14 protein-coding genes and 1 pseudogene are annotated in these 19,040 nt (G+C 66.0%); all 15 read left to right on the forward strand.

Translation table 11 applies throughout. The features are described 5' to 3' along the window. Window positions 1-2: 2 nt before the first annotated feature. Complete coding sequence (accC, locus tag SD196_RS24045; RefSeq protein ID WP_275608830.1) at window positions 3-1,352, forward strand: acetyl-CoA carboxylase biotin carboxylase subunit; 1,350 nt, start codon at window positions 3-5, stop codon at window positions 1,350-1,352. Between the two features lie 171 nt (window positions 1,353-1,523). Next, window positions 1,524-2,402 carry a 50S ribosomal protein L11 methyltransferase gene (gene prmA, locus SD196_RS24050; RefSeq protein WP_275608831.1) on the forward strand — a complete coding sequence of 293 codons (879 nt, stop codon included), beginning with the start codon at window positions 1,524-1,526 and terminating at the stop codon, window positions 2,400-2,402. Between the two features lie 59 nt (window positions 2,403-2,461). After that, window positions 2,462-2,533: pseudogene (locus tag SD196_RS24055) on the forward strand (MJ0042-type zinc finger domain-containing protein); the annotation flags it as partial. A 366-nt stretch (window positions 2,534-2,899) separates the two neighbouring features. Then, window positions 2,900-4,162: a DUF3426 domain-containing protein gene (locus tag SD196_RS24060; RefSeq protein WP_416311776.1), complete on the forward strand. Its 1,263-nt coding sequence runs from the start codon at window positions 2,900-2,902 to the stop codon at window positions 4,160-4,162. Between the two features lie 222 nt (window positions 4,163-4,384). Continuing rightward, entirely contained in the window at window positions 4,385-5,392 is a 1,008-nt protein-coding gene (gene dusB / locus SD196_RS24065) for a tRNA dihydrouridine synthase DusB (RefSeq protein ID WP_331317598.1), read from the forward strand. Next, window positions 5,389-5,709, forward strand: a complete 321-nt coding sequence (gene fis, locus SD196_RS24070) for a DNA-binding transcriptional regulator Fis (protein ID WP_275608834.1) — start codon at window positions 5,389-5,391, stop codon at window positions 5,707-5,709. The genes dusB and fis overlap by 4 nt, the downstream gene beginning before the upstream one ends. Window positions 5,710-5,796: 87 nt before the next feature. Then, window positions 5,797-7,398: a bifunctional phosphoribosylaminoimidazolecarboxamide formyltransferase/IMP cyclohydrolase gene (gene purH / locus SD196_RS24075; protein ID WP_275608835.1), complete on the forward strand. Its 1,602-nt coding sequence runs from the start codon at window positions 5,797-5,799 to the stop codon at window positions 7,396-7,398. Window positions 7,399-7,634: 236 nt separating this feature from the next. Continuing rightward, complete coding sequence (gene purD / locus SD196_RS24080) at window positions 7,635-8,924, forward strand: phosphoribosylamine--glycine ligase (RefSeq protein WP_275608836.1); 1,290 nt, start codon at window positions 7,635-7,637, stop codon at window positions 8,922-8,924. 164 nt (window positions 8,925-9,088) lie between these two features. Next, window positions 9,089-11,857, forward strand: coding sequence for a response regulator (locus tag SD196_RS24085; RefSeq protein ID WP_416311777.1), 2,769 nt, complete (start codon window positions 9,089-9,091; stop codon window positions 11,855-11,857). A 282-nt stretch (window positions 11,858-12,139) separates the two neighbouring features. Beyond that, on the forward strand, window positions 12,140-12,733 hold the full coding sequence (locus SD196_RS24090) for a MarC family protein (protein WP_343576935.1): 594 nt from the start codon (window positions 12,140-12,142) through the stop codon (window positions 12,731-12,733). 237 nt (window positions 12,734-12,970) lie between these two features. Further along, complete coding sequence (urtA, locus tag SD196_RS24095) at window positions 12,971-14,239, forward strand: urea ABC transporter substrate-binding protein (RefSeq protein WP_275608839.1); 1,269 nt, start codon at window positions 12,971-12,973, stop codon at window positions 14,237-14,239. A gap of 241 nt (window positions 14,240-14,480) precedes the next feature. Further along, the gene (gene urtB, locus SD196_RS24100) at window positions 14,481-16,067 is read left to right on the forward strand and encodes an urea ABC transporter permease subunit UrtB (protein WP_343576932.1); all 1,587 of its coding nucleotides are present in this window, start codon (window positions 14,481-14,483) and stop codon (window positions 16,065-16,067) included. Further along, window positions 16,064-17,134: an urea ABC transporter permease subunit UrtC gene (urtC, locus tag SD196_RS24105; RefSeq protein WP_275608841.1), complete on the forward strand. Its 1,071-nt coding sequence runs from the start codon at window positions 16,064-16,066 to the stop codon at window positions 17,132-17,134. The genes urtB and urtC overlap by 4 nt, the downstream gene beginning before the upstream one ends. A 145-nt stretch (window positions 17,135-17,279) precedes the next feature. Then, complete coding sequence (gene urtD / locus SD196_RS24110; RefSeq protein ID WP_275608842.1) at window positions 17,280-18,134, forward strand: urea ABC transporter ATP-binding protein UrtD; 855 nt, start codon at window positions 17,280-17,282, stop codon at window positions 18,132-18,134. A gap of 108 nt (window positions 18,135-18,242) precedes the next feature. Beyond that, window positions 18,243-18,941: an urea ABC transporter ATP-binding subunit UrtE gene (urtE, locus tag SD196_RS24115; protein ID WP_331317611.1), complete on the forward strand. Its 699-nt coding sequence runs from the start codon at window positions 18,243-18,245 to the stop codon at window positions 18,939-18,941. Window positions 18,942-19,040 lie beyond the last annotated feature (99 nt).

Genomic DNA, 19,040 nt, shown 5'->3' on the forward strand with positions numbered 1-19,040 from the left:
CGATGTTGGAAAAAGTACTGATCGCCAACCGCGGCGAAATCGCGCTGCGCATCCTGCGCGCGTGCAAGGAGCTGGGCATCAAGACGGTGGCTGTGCACTCGACCGCCGACCGCGAGCTGATGCACCTGTCGCTGGCCGACGAAGCGGTCTGCATCGGTCCGGCCCCGGCTGCGCAGTCCTACCTGCACATCCCGGCGATCATCGCCGCGGCCGAGGTCACCGGCGCCGTGGGCATCCACCCCGGCTATGGCTTCCTCGCCGAGAACGCCGACTTCGCCGAGCAGGTCGAGCGCTCGGGCTTCACCTTCATCGGCCCGAGCGCCGACGTCATCCGCCTGATGGGTGACAAGGTGTCCGCCAAGGACGCCATGAAGAAAGCCGGCGTTCCGACCGTACCGGGCTCCGACGGCCCGCTGCCCGAAGACGAAGAAACCGCGCTGGCGATCGCCCGCGAGGTGGGCTACCCGGTGATCATCAAGGCCGCCGGTGGCGGCGGTGGTCGCGGCATGCGCGTGGTGCACAACGAGGAAGACCTGATCAAGTCCGCCAAGCTGACCCGCACCGAAGCGGGCGCAGCCTTCGGCAACTCCATGGTCTACCTGGAGAAGTTCCTGACCAACCCGCGTCACGTGGAAGTCCAGGTCCTCTCCGACGGCCAGGGCAACGCCATCCACCTGGGCGACCGCGACTGCTCCCTGCAGCGCCGTCACCAGAAGGTGCTGGAAGAAGCCCCAGCCCCGGGCATCGACGAGAAGGCCCGCGCCGAAGTGCTGGCCCGCTGCGTCCAGGCCTGCGTGGAAATCGGCTACCGTGGCGCCGGCACCTTCGAGTTCCTCTACGAGAACGGCCGCTTCTACTTCATCGAGATGAACACCCGCGTGCAGGTGGAGCATCCGGTGTCGGAGATGGTCACCGGTATCGACATCGTCAAGGAGATGCTCAGCATCGCCTCGGGCAACAAGCTGTCGATCCGCCAGGAAGACGTGGTCATCCGTGGCCATGCGCTGGAATGCCGGATCAACGCCGAAGACCCGAAGACCTTCATGCCGAGCCCCGGCAAGGTGAAGCACTTCCACGCACCCGGCGGCAACGGCGTGCGCGTGGATTCGCACCTGTACAGCGGCTACGCCGTACCGCCGAACTACGACTCGCTGGTGGGCAAGATCATCACCTACGGCAAGGACCGCGATGAAGCCATGGCGCGCATGCGTAACGCGCTGGACGAGCTGATCGTCGATGGCATCAAGACCAATACCGAGCTGCACAAGGATCTGGTCCGCGACAAAGAGTTCTGCAAGGGTGGCGTGAACATCCACTACCTGGAGAAGAAGCTGGGCATGGACAAGCACTAAGCCTGTCCCGCTCCGCCTCGCTCCACCACAAGGGCTGCCTCCGGGCGGCCCTTGTGCTTTGCAGGCCGTGTACGCTGGCATGGCAAGGTGCCGTGCAGTAAGCTTGCCGCCTTTATCTACGGGCCGCCCAGGCGGCCCGCTGTCTTTCCAGCACCATCGAGGTACCGCCCCATGCCCTGGCTTCAAGTCCGACTCGCCATCACTCCGGAACAGGCGGAAACCTATGAAGATGCGCTGCTGGAAGTCGGCGCCGTATCGGTGACCTTCATGGACGCCGAAGACCAGCCGATCTTCGAGCCGGACCTGGGCACCACCCCGCTGTGGAGCCACACCCATCTGCTCGCGCTGTTCGAGGCCGACACCGACGAGACCGCGCTGGTCGCCCACCTGTCCCTGCTGACCGGCGGCGAGCTGCCGCAGCACCAGATCGAGCGCATCGAGGACCAGGACTGGGAACGCAGCTGGATGGACAACTTCAAGCCGATGCGTTTCGGCCGCCGCCTGTGGATCGTCCCCAGCTGGCACGACGCCCCGGAACCGGACGCGGTGAACCTGCTGCTCGATCCGGGCCTGGCTTTCGGCACCGGCACCCACCCGACCACCTCGCTCTGCCTGCAGTGGCTGGATAGCCAGGAGCTGGCCGGCCAGTACGTGCTGGACTTCGGCTGCGGCTCAGGCATCCTCGCCATTGCCGCGCTGCTGCTGGGCGCCGAGCGCGCTGCCGGCACCGACATCGACCCGCAGGCGCTGGAAGCCTCCCGCGACAACGCCTCGCGCAACGGCATCGACCCGGCCAAATTCCCCGTCTACCTGCCCGCTGATCTGCCAAAGGAGCCAGCGGACGTCCTGGTAGCGAACATTCTGGCCGGTCCGCTGGTCACATTGGCAGAGCAGCTCACCGGACTGGTCAAGTCCGGTGGCCGCCTGGCCCTCTCGGGCATCCTCGCCGAGCAGGCCGAGGAAGTGCGCGCGGCCTATGCCGGCGCCTTCGACCTCGACCCGACCGCCGAGCAGGAAGGCTGGATCCGCATTACGGGTCGCCGCCGCTGACTGCCCGCTGCAAGGGGCTTGGGTTAGACTAATCGTTTGTTTTTCCGCCGGACCGCCGCATGAGCGACAGCTTCATCACACAGTGCCCCCATTGCCAGACCCGCTTCCGCGTCAACTCGGCGCAATTGGGCGCGGCCAGCGGTAACGTGCGCTGTGGAACCTGCCTGAAGGTATTCAACGCCCCGCAGAACATGCTGGACGAGCCGACGGCGGCACCGACCCTGACGAACGTGGTTCCGCCACCGGCCGCTCCCGCGAAGCCGGAGCCAGCGCCCGTACCGGCGCCGAAACCCGTGGTGGAACCGGCGGCGCCAGCCCCGGCCATGGCAGTCCCTGCCCCCACGCCAGCCGCCGCCACCCCGGAACAGCCGAAGCCGTCGCCCGCCCCCGGCACGGCCACCCTCGGTTGGCCACTGGCCCCCCATGCGGCGCGACACTCCAGCGACGTCGCGGAAAAGCCCGTCGCCCCCGAACCCAAGGTGGAAGCCAGACCGCTCATCCAGCCGGAGCCGCGCCCCGAACCAGCTCCAGCTCCAGCTCCAGCTCCAGCTCCAGCTCCAGCTCCAGCTCCAGCTCCAGCTCCAGCTCCAGCTCCAGCAGTAGTATCGGCCCCGGCCGCTTCGATAGCGGCAACACCGGCGCCAGCCCCGATTCCCAGCGAGCCGGCCAAGGCCGAAACCGCGCCGGCGAAGCAGGACGAAACGCTGTGGATCCACGACGACCTGGACCTGGACAGCCTCAACCTCGACGAAGAGCTGGCCAAGCTGGACGAGTTCGAGCTGTCCCAGGAATTCCTCAGCATCGATCGCGCGCCCGCCCCCAGCGAGGCCCTGCAGATCAAGCAGGAAGAGAAGCGCGACCCGCACGACGAACGCTGGGCCGAAGCCCTGCTGCAGTCGGAACAGCCTGCCGGCAATCGCGCCGTCCGACAGGAACCCAACCTCGGTCAACTGCCGGCCGATGAGCCGGAAGAACCCGCCCCCAGCGCTCGCCTCGTGGCCGACAAGGAACCTGAGGAAGAGCCCGAGGAAGAACCGGACGAAGAGCCCCGGATCGAACCGGCTCCGCTCAGCGCCGTGGACGACGAGGAAAAGCTGCCCACCTTCAGCGCCCGCCGCGACGACGATGAGCCCGAGCACATCGAAGACGATCACGACGACGAACCTGCCGTCGACACAGGTAGCAACGCTCGCCGCGCCGAACCCGCGCTGCGCAACGACGCCCTGCACGACCTGAGCGACGAACCGCTGCAACTGGACTGGCAGAAACCCAAGCGCCGCTGGGGCCGCAACCTGTTCTGGCTGCTGCTGATCCTGCTTGCGCTGGCCGCCCTCGCCGGGCAGTACATCGCCTACCACTTCGAGGAACTGGCCCGCCAGGACCAGTACCGCCCCTGGTTCGCCCAGGCTTGCCCGGAACTGGGCTGCACCCTGCCCTCCAAGGTGGACGTGGAACAGATCCGCAGCAGCAACCTGGTGGTGCGCAGCCACCCGGACTTCAGCGGTGCCCTGGTGGTCGACGCGATCATCTACAACCGCGCGAACTTCTCCCAGCCCTTCCCGCTGCTGGAAATGCGCTTCGCCGACCTGAACGGCCAGCTGATCGCCAGCCGCCGCTTCAAGCCCAGCGAATACCTCTCGGGCGAGCTGGCCGGGCAAAGCGAAATGCCGCCGCAGACGCCGATCCACATCTCCCTGGACATCCTCGATCCGGGTCCGAAGGCCGTGAACTACAGTCTGAGCTTCCACTCGCCGGAGTGACCCGGCGAGTAGCCCAAAAGGCCGCCCAGCGCCAGTTCCGCTCGTCTTCCTACCTTGGGTGATAAGCCGCGAGCTGTTCAGAATTTATCCAAATTCGCCTTTATCCGGTCATCGAGAGCGGGTATCATGCCCTCCCTTTTTTGCTAGCACCGGTGGCAGGCCCCGAAACGCTCCCGCGAGTCTTACAGCGCGCGGCGCATCGGTGTTCCCGCCCCATTAACCATGGAACTCAGGTCGGTGGTACGCATCGGCTCCTACACACTGCCCAACAGACTGATCCTGGCCCCGATGGCCGGCGTTACCGATCGTCCGTTCCGCCAGCTGTGCCGCCGCCTTGGCGCCGGCATGGTGGTCTCGGAAATGGTCACCAGCGACGTCCGCCTGTGGAATAGCCGCAAGTCGCGCCTGCGCCTGCAGCACGACAACGAGGACCAGCCGCGTTCGGTGCAGATCGCCGGCGGCGACCCGCAGATGCTCGCGGAAGCCGCACGGTGCAACGTGGAGCTCGGCGCCCAGATCATCGACATCAACATGGGCTGTCCGGCGAAGAAGGTGTGCAACAAGGCCGCGGGCTCCGCGCTGATGAAGGATGAACGGCTGGTGGCCGACATCCTCGAGGCGGTGGTCGCGGCGGTAGAGGTGCCCGTCACCCTGAAGATTCGCACCGGCTGGGACCGGTCGAACAAGAACGGTGTGACGGTGGCGCGGATCGCCGAGCAGTCGGGCATCCAGGCGCTGGCGGTGCACGGCAGGACCCGCGCCGACCTCTACACCGGCGAAGCGGAGTACGAAACCATCGCGGCGATCAAGCAGGCGGTTTCCATTCCGGTCTTCGCCAACGGTGATATCGATTCGCCGCAGAAGGCACGGCAGGTGCTCGAGCTGACCGGGGTGGACGCCCTGCTGATCGGACGCGCCGCCCAGGGCAGGCCCTGGATCTTCCGCGAGATCGATCATTACCTGGGCACCGGCGAAACATTGCCGGCGCCGAGTCTGCACGAAGTGGAGAGCATCCTGCTCGAACACCTCGCTGCATTGCATGCGTTTTATGGGGAAGACATGGGTGTGCGAATTGCCCGCAAGCACGTGGGCTGGTACCTCGCCACCCTGCCGGGTGCGGCGGAGTTCCGCACCCTGTTCAATCGTTTGCAGGACACGGATGCACAGAGCGCCAGCGTCAGGCAGTTCTTCGCCGAGCGCCACAATAACGGAGAAGGGGTGGCCGCATGACAACGATGACCGAGACATTAGTGAGTGGAATGACACCCGTGAGCGACAACACCAACCTTAAGCAGCACCTGACCACTCCGACGCAGGAGGGCCAGACCCTCCGCGACAGCGTGGAAAAGGCCCTGCACAACTATTTCGCCCATCTCGAAGGGCAGCCGGTCACGGACGTGTACAACATGGTGCTTTGCGAAGTCGAAGCGCCGCTGCTGGAAACCGTCATGAACTACGTGAAGGGGAACCAGACCAAAGCCTCCGAACTGCTGGGCCTGAACCGCGGGACCCTGCGCAAGAAACTCAAGCAGTACGACCTTCTCTGACAGGTGGCAGGCGCGGGGCCGCGACCGATCGGTCGGCAGGGCCTGCGCCTGACACGCGAAAAGCCCGAAGCCTTTGTGGAAGCCGTTATGACCGACCAAACCACCCGCCTGCCCATCCGCCGCGCGCTGATCAGCGTTTCCGACAAGACCGGCGTCGTCGATTTCGCCCGTGAGCTGGTTGCCCTCGGCGTGGAGATCCTCTCCACCGGCGGCACCTACAAGCTGCTCAAGGACAACGGTATCGCCGCCGTGGAAGTGGCCGACTACACCGGCTTCCCGGAAATGATGGACGGCCGCGTGAAGACCCTGCACCCGAAAGTGCACGGCGGCATCCTCGGCCGTCGCGACATCGACGGTGCGGTGATGGAAGAGCACGGCATCAAGCCGATCGACCTGGTCGCGGTCAACCTCTACCCCTTCGCCGCCACCGTGGCCAAGCCGGGCTGCACCCTGCCGGACGCCATCGAGAACATCGACATCGGCGGCCCGACCATGGTCCGCAGCGCGGCGAAGAACCACAAGGACGTCGCCATCGTGGTCAACTCCAGCGACTACGAAGGTGTCATCGCGGCCCTGAAGGACGGCGGCCTGACCTACGCCCAGCGCTTCAACCTGGCCCTCAAGGCGTTCGAGCACACCTCCGCCTACGACGGCATGATTGCCAACTACCTGGGCACCATCGACCAGAACGCCGAGACCCTATCCACCGAGAACCGCCTGCAGTTCCCGCGCACCTTCAACAGCCAGTTCATCAAGGCCCAGGACATGCGCTACGGCGAGAACCCGCACCAGAGCGCGGCGTTCTACGTCGAGGGCGGCGAGGCCAGCGTCTCCACCGCCGTCCAGCTGCAGGGCAAGGAACTGTCGTTCAACAACGTGGCCGACACCGACGCCGCGCTGGAGTGCGTGAAGAGCTTCGTCAAGCCGGCCTGCGTCATCGTCAAGCACGCCAACCCGTGCGGCGTGGCCGTGGTCCCGGAAAACGAAGGCGGCATCCGCAAGGCCTATGACTTGGCCTACGCCACCGACACCGAGTCGGCCTTCGGCGGCATCATCGCGTTCAACCGCGAGCTGGACGGCGAGACCGCCCAGGCCATCGTCGAGCGCCAGTTCGTCGAAGTCATCATCGCCCCGAAAGTTTCCGAAGCCGCCCGCGCCGTCGTCGCCGCCAAGGCCAACGTGCGTCTGCTGGAATGCGGCGAGTGGCCGGCCGAGCGCCCTGCCGGCTGGGACTTCAAGCGCGTCAACGGCGGCCTGCTGGTGCAGAGCCGCGACATCGGCATGATCACCGCCGATGACCTGAAGATCGTCACCCAGCGCGCCCCGAGCGAGCAGGAAATCCACGACCTGATCTTCGCCTGGAAAGTCGCCAAGTTCGTCAAGTCCAACGCCATCGTCTACGCCAAGAACCGCCAGACCGTCGGTGTCGGCGCCGGGCAGATGAGCCGCGTCAACTCCGCCCGCATTGCCGCCATCAAGGCCGAGCATGCCGGCCTGGAAGTGAAGGGGGCGGTCATGGCTTCCGACGCCTTCTTCCCGTTCCGCGACGGCATCGACAACGCTGCCAAGGCTGGCATCACCGCGGTGATCCAGCCAGGTGGTTCGATGCGCGACAACGAAGTGATTGCAGCCGCCGACGAAGCCGGCATCGCGATGGTGTTCACCGGCATGCGCCACTTCAGGCATTAAGGTGGATCGGACGCGCTGAAGCAGGCATCTGCTGCGTTGCCCGAACGTTCCCCAATGCTCATTGCCAGAAGGCAACTCCGCTTGGTGAACGCTCGGGCGCCTTGCATCTACCCGCTTCATCGCGCCCCTTGAGATCGGTTTGTGAAGAGCGGACTGATCGTGAGAATTCGTAGCCTGGGTGGAGCGAAGCGATACCCGGGAATCCGGCAGGTCCGGAACTGTTCAGGAGATTTCCAATGAACGTACTCATCATCGGCAGCGGCGGTCGCGAGCACGCGCTGGCCTGGAAGGTCGCGCAGGATTCGCGCGTGCAGAAGGTCTTCGTCGCGCCGGGCAACGCTGGCACCGCTACCGAAGCCAAGTGCGAGAACGTCGCCATCGACGTGCTGGCCCTGGAAGAGCTGGCCGACTTCGCCGCGAAGAACGTGCAGCTGACCATCGTCGGCCCCGAAGCCCCGCTGGTGAAAGGCGTGGTCGACCTGTTCCGCTCCCGCGGCCTGGACATCTTCGGCCCCACCGCTGGCGCGGCGCAGCTGGAAGGCTCCAAGGCCTTCACCAAGGACTTCCTCGCGCGCCACAAGATCCCCACCGCCGACTACCAGAACTTCACCGAAGTCGAGCCGGCCCTGGCCTACCTGAAAGAGAAAGGCGCGCCCATCGTGATCAAGGCCGACGGCCTGGCCGCGGGCAAGGGCGTGATCGTCGCCATGACCCTGGCCGAAGCCGAGGAAGCCGTGCGCGACATGCTCGCCGGCAATGCCTTCGGTGACGCCGGTTCGCGCGTGGTGATCGAGGAGTTCCTCGACGGCGAGGAAGCCAGCTTCATCGTCATGGTCGACGGCCAGAACGTGCTGCCCATGGCCACCAGCCAGGACCACAAGCGCGTCGGCGACGCCGACACCGGCCCGAACACCGGCGGCATGGGCGCCTACTCCCCCGCTCCGGTCGTGACAGCCGACGTGCACAAGCGGGTGATGGACGAAGTGATCTACCCGACCGTGCGCGGCATGGCCGAGGAAGGCAACGTCTACACCGGTTTCCTGTATGCCGGCCTGATGATCGACAAGAATGGCGCGCCGAAGGTCATCGAGTTCAACTGCCGCTTCGGCGACCCGGAAACCCAGCCGATCATGGTCCGCCTGGAAAGCTCCCTAGTCCTGCTGGTCGAGGCCGCCCTGGCCAAGGCGCTGGACAAGGTCGAAGCCACCTGGGACCCGCGTCCCACCGTAGGCGTCGTACTGGCCGCCGGCGGCTACCCGGGCGACTACGCCAAGGGTGACGTCATCGAGGGCCTGGACGAAGCCGCCAAGCTCGACGGCAAGGTGTTCCACGCCGGTACCGCGCTGAAGGACGGCCAGGTCGTCACCAGCGGCGGCCGTGTGCTGTGCGCCACCGCCATCGGCCCGAGCGTGTCTTCGGCCCAGGAACAGGCCTACCGCCTGGCGGAAAAGATCCGCTGGAACGGCTGCTTCTACCGCAAGGACATCGGCTACCGCGCCATTGCCCGCGAGCGCGGCGAGGGCTGATGCCCGGTTGCCGGAGGCGTTCGATTGTGACGTCTCCGGCAACCCATCCCCGCGTGCCCGTGTGGATTACGGCCTTTTGCGCACTTGGCTATAATCGGGCCACTCACTACCGAAGGGACTTCGCCGTGCGCCGGCTCTGGACTGCCACAGGACTCCTCGTCAGCTTGCTGCTGGCCGCCCTGGTCTGTGTTCCGACCTTTGCGGCAAGCCAGGACCCCGGCTGGTCGCAGCTCCACGACAACGACGCCCGCCTGCAAGTGCAGGACATCCTCTCCCCGCGCTACAGCACCCTCTTCAGCCCGCTCGACATCAACGACCTGCACGCCCCCGCCGGCCCCGGCGCCACCTGGCTGCACTACCGCCTGCCCGTCAGCGAAACGCCCCGGCAACTGCGCCTGTTCGCCCCCAGCCTGGACAGCTTCGAACTCTTCATCGTCCACGGCCAGCAGGTGCTGGAGCAGAAGAGCGCCGGCAACCTGTCGCCGCTGCAACGCCCGCTGCTGAGCAGCGATATGGTCCTGCCGCTGCGCGACGCCGCCGAACCGCTCGACCTTTACCTGCGCCTGGCCTCCAGCCAGCCGCTGCGACCGAACATCAGCATCGAAGACGCCAACCAGCCGAACAACGAACAACGCCCGCTGCATTTCGGCATCCTGATCGGCTGTCTCGCCATGCTGCTGGTCTACAACCTCGTGCGTTTCGCCTACACCCGCGTCCCCAGCGGCCTGTGGCTCGCCGGGGTGCACGCCAGCCTGCTGCTGGCCTGCCTCACCCTGTTCGGCCTTTTGAGCCCCTGGTATGGCACCCACCAGTCCTGGCAACCGCTGACCGCCCAGCTCAGCCTGGTACTGACGCTGTTCTGCGCCCTGGGCTACACCGCCAGCTTCTTCAGGGGCCTCACCCCGCGCCTGCCGCTCAAGCGGCTGCTGCTGGGCGGCACCGCTGGCCTGCTGGTGCTGAGCACCGCGCTCCACCTGCTGCTCGCCTTCCCCATCAGCGACCTGGTCTACGGCCTGATCACCCTGGTCAGCCTGGGAATGCTCTCGGTGGCGCTCTACTACTGGACCCACTCCTACCAGCCGGCGCGGCTGTTCGCCGCGGGCATGGGCCTCTTCGTCCTGGTCTGGTGCCTCAGCCTGCCCTCGCTGCTGGGCTACCTGCCGACCCGCGCCGAATGGCTGGGCAGCGGCCTGCTCGGGCTCAGCGCTCTGGTCGGCTTCCTGCTCAGCCTCGCCCTCGCCGAGCGCCAGCGCAAACTCCAGGAAGAGCAGTTCGCCGCCAGCCGCCAGCGCGCCGCCAGCGTCGCCGAGCTCAAGGCCAAGGGTGACTTCCTGGCCAAGATCAGCCACGAGATCCGCACCCCCATGAATGGCGTGCTGGGCATGACCGAGCTGCTGCTTGGCACGCCGCTGTCGGCCAAGCAGCGCGACTACGTGCAGACCATCCACAGCGCCGGCAACGAGCTACTGGCGCTGATCAACGAGATCCTCGACATCTCCAAGCTGGAGTCCGGGCAGATCGAGCTGGACGAAGTGCAGTTCGACCTCGGTGCGCTGATCGAGGACTGCCTGGCGATCTTCCGCGCCAAGGCCGAGCAGCAGCGGGTCGAGCTGATCAGCTTCACACAGCCGAAGGTGCCACGCATCGTCAGCGGCGACCCGACGCGCCTGCGCCAGGCCGTGCTGAGCCTGTTGGACAATGCCTTCAAGCAAACCGACGAAGGCGAAATCCTGCTGGTGGTCGCGCTGGACGGTCCGCCGGACCGCCCGCGCCTGCGCATCGCCGTACAGGACAGCGGCCGCCCGCTGGACGACGAAGACCGCCAGGCACTGCTCACCGCCGAGCTGCACAGCCGCGACTTCCTCTCTGCTACCCGCCTGAGCAGCCGCCTCGGGTTGATCATCGCGCGCCAGCTGGTTCGCCTGATGTCCGGCGACTTTGGAATAGAGAGCGGTATCGAAAGCGGCGATGGCGCCGAAGGCGCCGGCAACCTGCTCTGGCTGAGCCTGCCGCTGGACCCGCAGCAGCTGCAGCAGCCCAACGCCGACCTCGACAGCCCGCTGCAGGGTGCGCGCCTGCTGGTGGTGGACGACAACCAGACCTGCCGCAAGGTGGTGGTGCAACAGTGCAGCGCGTGGGGCATGAGCGTCAGCGCCGTCTCATCCGGCAAGGAAGCGCTGGCCCAGCTGCGTACCAAGGCGCACCTGCGCGAATACTTCGACGTCGTCCTGCTCGACCAGGACATGCCCGGCATGACCGGCATGCAGCTGGCGACCAAGATCCAGGAAGACCCCAACCTCAACCACGACATCCTGCTGATCATGCTCACTGGCATCAGTAACGCGCCGAGCAAGATCATCGCCCGCAACGCCGGCATCAAGCGCATCCTCGCCAAGCCGGTGGCGGGCTATACCCTCAAGGCGACCCTCGCCGAGGAACTCGGGCGGCGCGGCCCCAGTGGCGTGAGCAACTATCTGCAAACCACCAGCGAACCGGCGCCCGCGACGCCGCCGAGCGATTTCCGCATCCTGGTGGCCGAGGACAACAGCATCTCCACCAAGGTCATCCGCGGCATGCTGAGCAAGCTCAACCTGCAGCCGGACACCGCCAGCAACGGCGAGGAAGCCCTGGCCGCAATGAAAGCCACGCAGTACGACCTGGTGCTGATGGACTGCGAGATGCCGGTGCTCGACGGCTTCTCCGCCACCGAACGCCTGCGTGCCTGGGAAGCCAACGAGCAACGCCCGCACACCCCGGTGGTGGCGCTCACCGCGCACATCCTCAGCGAACACAAGGAACGTGCGCGCCTGGTCGGCATGGACGGGCATATGGCCAAGCCGGTGGAGCTGTCGCAACTGCGCGAACTGGTGGCCTACTGGGTGGGCGAGCGCGACCGCCGGCTGCGCCAGCAGAGCGACGCACTGCCGTCCTGATTCCCGTATAAGGATTCCTGTAGGAGCGAGCTTGCTCGCGAACCGCACGTTGCCGTTATTTGGGCATGAAGCGAAGCGCTGTTCGCGGACAAGGTCCGCTCCTACGAAAGCAGCACCTCCCCCTCGCACGCGACTCAACCGTAGGAGCGGACTCCGTCCGCGATCCCGATACGATGCCAATCGTGGACAGCGTCCACTCCCAGGCTGGATCATTTCTCCCGCACCGCCCCACCCGCTATGCTTTGCCCTGCCACACCTCTCTCAACCCGGACGAGTATCCCCATGCATGTGTTGTCCAGCGTGTACCTGAAGATGCTGGTGCTCTACAGCCCCTTCTTCGTGCTGTCCTGCTTCATCAGCCTGAGCCGTGGTTTCGGTCCGCGCGACCGCAAGCAGATGGCCTGGCGCGTGGCCCTGGCGGCGTTGATCGCCAGCGTGCTGCTGTACCTGTTCGGGCGCTACATCTTCACCCTGTTCGGCATCACCGCTGACGCCTTCCGCATCGGCGCCGGCAGCGTGCTGTTCATCTCCGCGCTGAGCATGGCCCAGGGGCGCTCGGCGGTGCAGAGCGACAACGTGCAGCAGGACGTCACCATCGTCCCGCTGACCATTCCGATCACCGTTGGCCCTGGCACCATCGGCGCCCTCCTGGTCATGGGGGTGAACCAGGAATGGGAAAACAAGCTGCTGGCCATCGCGGCGATCTTCCTCGCCTGCCTGACACTGGGCATCACGTTGTACCTTTCCGACAAGATCGAAAAGATCCTCGGCGAGCAGGGCCTGCAGATCGTCAGCCGGCTGATGGGCCTGTTCGTCTGCGCACTGGCGGCACAGATCATCATGACCGGCGTGCGCGGCTACTTCGTTCCGCAGTAATGCGCACCATTGGGGAGCGCCGTGCGCCAAAGCGCGTTCGGCGCACCAAAGCCGCGCACTGAAAAACCTCACCCTTACGACAGAAAATCGCGTCCAGCCCATCTGCGCCGAGGCTTTTGCCTGTTTGGCACGGATGCTGCGATGGCAGCTGCGATCCCGCCCGGAGATCGCCCCATTTCCGGGGAAGCTGCCGCACCGGCAACTCCCCGCCCCTGGATAGCCAAGGAGGCTGCCGCGATGAAACGTCGTCCGCTGTTGAAAAGTACGCTGGCCATGAGCGCCCTGCTGCTCACCGGTCTGTTCCCGTTCAGCTCCCAGGCCGCCGAGACCATCAAGGTCGGCATCCTGCATTCGCTGTCCGGCACCATGGCGATCTCCGAGACCTCGCTCAAGGACATGGCGCTGATGACCATCGACGAGATCAACGCCAAGGGCGGGGTGAACGGCAAGAAGCTCGAAGCGGTGGTGGTCGACCCGGCCTCCAACTGGCCGCTGTTCGCCGAGAAGGCGCGCCAGCTGCTGACCCAGGACAAGGTCGCGGTGGTCTTCGGCTGCTGGACCAGCGTGTCGCGCAAGTCGGTGCTGCCGGTGTTCGAGGAACTCAACGGCCTGCTGTTCTACCCGGTGCAGTACGAGGGTGAGGAAATGTCGCCCAACGTCTTCTACACCGGCGCCGCGCCGAACCAGCAGGCCATCCCGGCGGTGGAATACCTGATGAGCGAGGACGGCGGCGCGGCCAAGCGCTTCTTCCTGCTGGGCACCGACTACGTCTACCCGCGCACCACCAACAAGATCCTGCGCGCCTTCCTGCACAGCAAGGGCGTGGCCGAAAAGGATATCCAGGAGGTCTACACCCCGTTCGGCCACAGCGACTACCAGACCATCGTCGCCGACATCAAGAAGTTCTCCGCCGGTGGCAAGACCGCGGTGATCTCCACCGTCAACGGCGACTCCAACGTGCCGTTCTACAAGGAGCTGGCCAACCAGGGCCTGGAAGCCACCGAAGTGCCGGTGGTGGCCTTCTCCGTGGGCGAGGAAGAATTGCGCGGCATCGACACCAAGCCGCTGGTGGGCAACCTCGCCGCGTGGAACTACTTCGAGTCGGTGAAGAACCCGGAGAACACCAAGTTCGTCGCTGACTGGAAGGCCTACGCCAAGGCCAAGAACCTGCCCAACTACAGCACCGCCGTGACCAACGACCCGATGGAGGCCACCTACGTCGGCATCCACATGTGGGCGCAGGCCGTGCAGAAGGCCGGCAGCACCGACGTGGACAAGGTCCGCGAGGCCATGGGCGGCCAGACCTTCAAGGCGCCGTCGGGCTTCACCCTGACCATGGACAAGACCAACCACCACCTGCACAAGCCGGTGATGATCGGCGAGATCGAGGACGACGGTCAGTTCAACGTGGTCTGGAAGACCCCCGAGCCGATCCGCGCCCAGCCGTGGAGCCCGTTCATTCCGGGCAATGACAAGAAGCCGGATTACGCGGTGCGCAGCAACTGATCCTCCGGGGAGCCAGAGCCCCTCTCCCTAACCCTCTCCCTGAAGGGAGAGGGAACCGTATGGCGCAAGATCACGCCAAGGCATCAGCCGGCTCGGACGGTTTTCTCCCTGACGGGAGAAAAACAGTCAGACGCAGGATGAAGCCAGAAGTATCTGGCGGCACGGACAACCCCCTCTCTCTTCAGGGAGAGGGCTGGGGAGAGGGGGCATCCGCCCACTCCCGCCTCTCAGGGAACACACCATGCCCACTGCCCTGCTCCACCTGCTTCGCCTCTGCGCCCTCGCACTGACCGCGCTGCTGCCGCAGCTCGCCTTCGCCGGCCCCGCGCAGGACTTCGCCAGCGCCGACAACGATGCCCGCGCCAAACTGCTCGAACAATGGGCCGCCGCGCCTGATGCCGACCGCTTGCCGTTGCTGGAAGCCATCCAGTCCGGCCGCCTCGCCGTCGATGTGCAGGGCCGCGCGTTCCTCCTCGGTGACGACGACCAGTACCACCCCGCCGAGGGCGGTGCCGCACCGGTCGGCGAGCCCGACAAGTTGCGCCTGAACAATCGCCTGCGCGGCCTGGTGAACACCGCCATGGCCAGCCACCAGTTGGTCGCCGACAGCGCCGCAGTGCGCCTGGAGGCCGCGCGGCAATTGCAGAAAAGTGCCCGCCCGGCGCAGCGCATGCTGCTCGAATACCGCCTCGGCGAAGAATCCGACGACAGCGTCAAAGCCGCCCTGCAACTGGCCCTGGCCAACCTGCAGCTGGGCGATCCGACGCCGGCGGTACGCTTGTCCGCCGTGCGCCTGCTGGGCGAATCCGGCGACCCGCAGGCGCGAACCCGCCTGGAAAACCTGCTCGACCCGGCCGTGGAGCCCGACGAATCGGTGCGCACCGCCGCCGCCACCAGTCTCGGCCAGGTCAAGCGCCGGCTATTGATGGGCGACCTGTTCGGCCAGGCGTTCAGCGGCCTGTCGCTGGGCTCGATCCTGCTGCTTGCCGCCCTGGGCCTCGCCATCACCTACGGCCTGCTCGGGGTGATCAACATGGCCCACGGCGAGATGCTGATGCTCGGCGCCTACTCCACCTACGTGGTGCAGTTGCTCTGCCAGCGCTTCGCACCCGGCCTGCTGGAGTTGTATCCGTTACTCGCGCTGCCGGTGGCCTTCCTGGTCACCGCGTGCATCGGCATGGCGTTGGAACGCACGGTGATCCGCCACCTCTACGGCCGCCCGCTGGAAACCCTGCTCGCCACCTGGGGCATCAGCCTGGTGCTGATCCAGCTGGTGCGCGTGCTGTTCGGCGCGCAGAACGTCGAGGTGGCCAACCCGGCGTGGCTGTCCGGCGGCATCCAGGTGCTGCCCAACCTCGTGCTGCCGTGGAACCGCATCGTCATCATCGGCTTCGCGCTGTTCGTGCTGGCGCTCACCTGGCTGCTGCTCAACCGCACGCGGCTGGGCCTGAACGTCCGCGCGGTAACCCAGAACCGCAACATGGCCGCCTGCTGCGGCGTGCCCACCGGCCGCGTGGACATGCTCGCCTTCGGCCTGGGCTCGGGCATCGCCGGCCTGGGCGGCGTGGCGCTGTCGCAGGTCGGCAACGTCGGCCCGGACCTGGGCCAGAGCTACATCATCGACTCGTTCCTGGTGGTGGTGCTCGGCGGTGTCGGCCAGCTCGCGGGCAGCGTGCTGGCCGCCTTCGGCCTGGGCGTGGCGAACAAGATCCTCGAACCGCAGATCGGCGCGGTGCTGGGCAAGATCCTGATCCTCGCGCTGATCATCCTGTTCATCCAGAAACGACCGCAGGGGCTCTTCGCTCTGAAAGGGAGGGTCATCGATTGAACCAGCCGCTCACCGTCACGGCCGCGCAGAAGGCCGGCCCGAAACTCACCGCGGGCATCGTCGGCGCCGCGCTCATCGCGCTGCTGATCCTGCCACTGCTGCACCTGTTGCCGGAAAGCAACGCACTGCACCTGTCGGCCTACGGGCTGACGCTCACCGGCAAGATCCTCTGCTACGCCATCGTCGCACTGGCGCTGGACCTGGTCTGGGGCTACGCCGGCCTGCTGTCGCTGGGCCACGGGTTGTTCTTCGCCCTGGGCGGCTACGCCATGGGCATGTACCTGATGCGCGAGGCCGCCGGCGACCAGTTGCCAGCCTTCATGACCTTCCTCTCCTGGACGGAGCTGCCCTGGTACTGGGCCGGCACCCAGCACTTCCTCTGGGCGCTGTGCCTGGTGGTCCTGGCGCCCGGCCTGCTGGCCCTGGTGTTCGGCTTCTTCGCCTTCCGCTCGCGGATCAAGGGCGTGTACTTCTCGATCATGACCCAAGCGCTGACCTTCGCCGGCATGCTGCTGTTCTTCCGCAACGAGACGGGCTTTGGCGGCAACAACGGCTTCACCAACTTCCGCAGCATCCTGGGCTTTTCCATCACCGCACCGGGCACGCGGGTGGCGCTGTTCATCGCCATCGTCGTGCTGCTGGCGGCGAGCCTGGCCATTGGCTTCGCCCTGGCGCGCAGCAAGTTCGGCCGGGTACTCACCGCCCTGCGCGACGCGGAGAACCGCCTGATGTTCTGCGGCTACGACCCGCGCGGCTACAAGCTGTTCGTCTGGACATTGTCCGCGGTGATCTGCGGCCTGGCCGGCGCACTGTTCGTGCCGCTGGTGGGCATCATCAACCCCAGCGAGATGTCGCCGACCAACTCCATCGAAGCCGCCGTGTGGGTCGCCCTCGGCGGGCGCGGCACACTGATCGGCCCGCTGCTCGGCGCTGGCGTGGTAAACGGCGCGAAGAGTTGGTTCACCGTAGCCTTCCCCGAGTACTGGCTGTTCTTCCTCGGCGCGCTGTTCATCGTGGTCACCCTGTACCTGCCGCGCGGCATCATCGGCCTGAGGAAATCATCATGATCGCTACTGCGCATCCCGACTGCGGCGTTGCGCCGTGCTCACTCCTCACCGTACCCCATCGTACTGTCTCGCCGCTGTGCGCGGCGCGCCTTGCAGTCGGGATTGCTCGCAACGCGCTCCTGACGATTTCCGCGGAGAAAGAACAATGAGAGCGGTCCCCCACCTGATGCTGGAACCGGCCTACGATCCCAACCGCGACCCTGGCGCCAGCCGCGATGCCATCGGCATCGGTTCGAGCGCCAGCGGCCAGCTGGACGTGCGCCACGGCACCATCCTGACCCTGGAAGACATCAACGTCAGCTTCGATGGCTTCCGCGCCCTGCGCGACCTCACGCTGTACATCGGTGTCGGCGAGCTGCGCTGCATCATCGGCCCCAACGGCGCGGGCAAGACCACGCTGATGGACGTGATCACCGGCAAGACCCGCCCCGACAACGGCAAGGCGTACTTCGGCGAAACCCTCGACCTCACCCGCATGAGCGAGGTGGAAATCGCCCAGGCCGGCATCGGTCGCAAGTTCCAGAAGCCCACGGTGTTCGAGGCGCTGAGCGTTTTCGAGAACCTGGAGCTCGCGCAGAAGGCCGACAAGTCGGTGTGGGCCAGCCTCAAGGCGAAACTCACCGGCGAGCAGAAGGACCGTATCGAGGAGGTGCTCACCACCATCCGCCTGCGTGAGTCGCGCAATCGCCCCGCCGGATTGCTTTCCCACGGGCAGAAGCAGTTCCTGGAGATCGGCATGCTGCTGGTGCAGGAGCCGCAACTCCTGCTGCTGGACGAGCCGGTGGCGGGCATGACCGACGCCGAAACCGAGTTCACCGCCGAGCTGTTCAAGTCCCTCGCCGGCCAGCATTCGCTGATGGTGGTGGAGCACGACATGGGCTTCGTCGGCAGCATCGCCGACCACGTCAGCGTGCTGCACCAGGGGCATGTGCTGGCCGAAGGTTCGCTGGAAGACGTGCAGGCGAACGAGCAGGTCATTGAGGTCTATCTAGGGCGGTAGAACGTCGGCGGATGAAGCGCTGCGCTTCATTCGCCCTACGCCGTAGCCAACCGTAGGGCGCATAACGCGCAGCGTTATCCGCCGCAGCCCAATGCAAAGGAAACACCCATGCTGCAAGTCGACCAGCTCCACCAGTATTACGGCGGCAGCCACATCCTCCGTGGCCTGTCGTTCGACGCGAAGATCGGTGAGGTCACCTGCCTGCTCGGCCGCAACGGCGTGGGCAAGACCACCCTGCTGCGCTGCCTGATGGGCCTGGTGCCGGCCAAGGAAGGCAAGGTCAGCTGGGAAGGCAAGCCGATCACCGGTTTCAAGCCGCACCAGCGCGTGCACGCCGGCATCGCCTATGTGCCGCAAGGCCGGGAAATCTTTCCGCGCCTGACGGTGGAGGAAAACCTGTTGATGGGCCTGTCACGGTTCAGCGCCAACGAAGCCAAGGCGGTACCTGAACACATCTACGAACTGTTCCCGGTGCTCAAGGAGATGAAACAGCGGCGCGGCGGCGACCTCTCCGGCGGCCAGCAGCAACAGTTGGCCATCGGCCGCGCACTGGCCAGCCAACCGCGTTTGCTGATCCTCGACGAGCCCACCGAAGGCATCCAGCCGTCGGTGATCAAGGAGATCGGCGCGGTGATCCGCAAGCTCGCCCAACGCGGCGACATGGCCATCCTGCTGGTGGAGCAGTTCTACGACTTCGCCGCCGAACTGGCCGACCAGTACCTGGTGATGTCCCGTGGCGAGATCGTCCAGCAGGGCCGAGGGGTAGATATGGAAGCCGAGGGCGTACGCGGGCTGGTGGCTATCTAGCCCGACGGGGTTCGCGCGCAAGCTCGCTCCTACAAAGAGCATGCAGACCCGATCTGTAGGAGCGAGCTTGCTCGCGAACCACGCCCCACACCGAGACGA

Source organism: Pseudomonas macauensis (assembly GCF_047902425.1).
Classification (GTDB): domain Bacteria; phylum Pseudomonadota; class Gammaproteobacteria; order Pseudomonadales; family Pseudomonadaceae; genus Pseudomonas.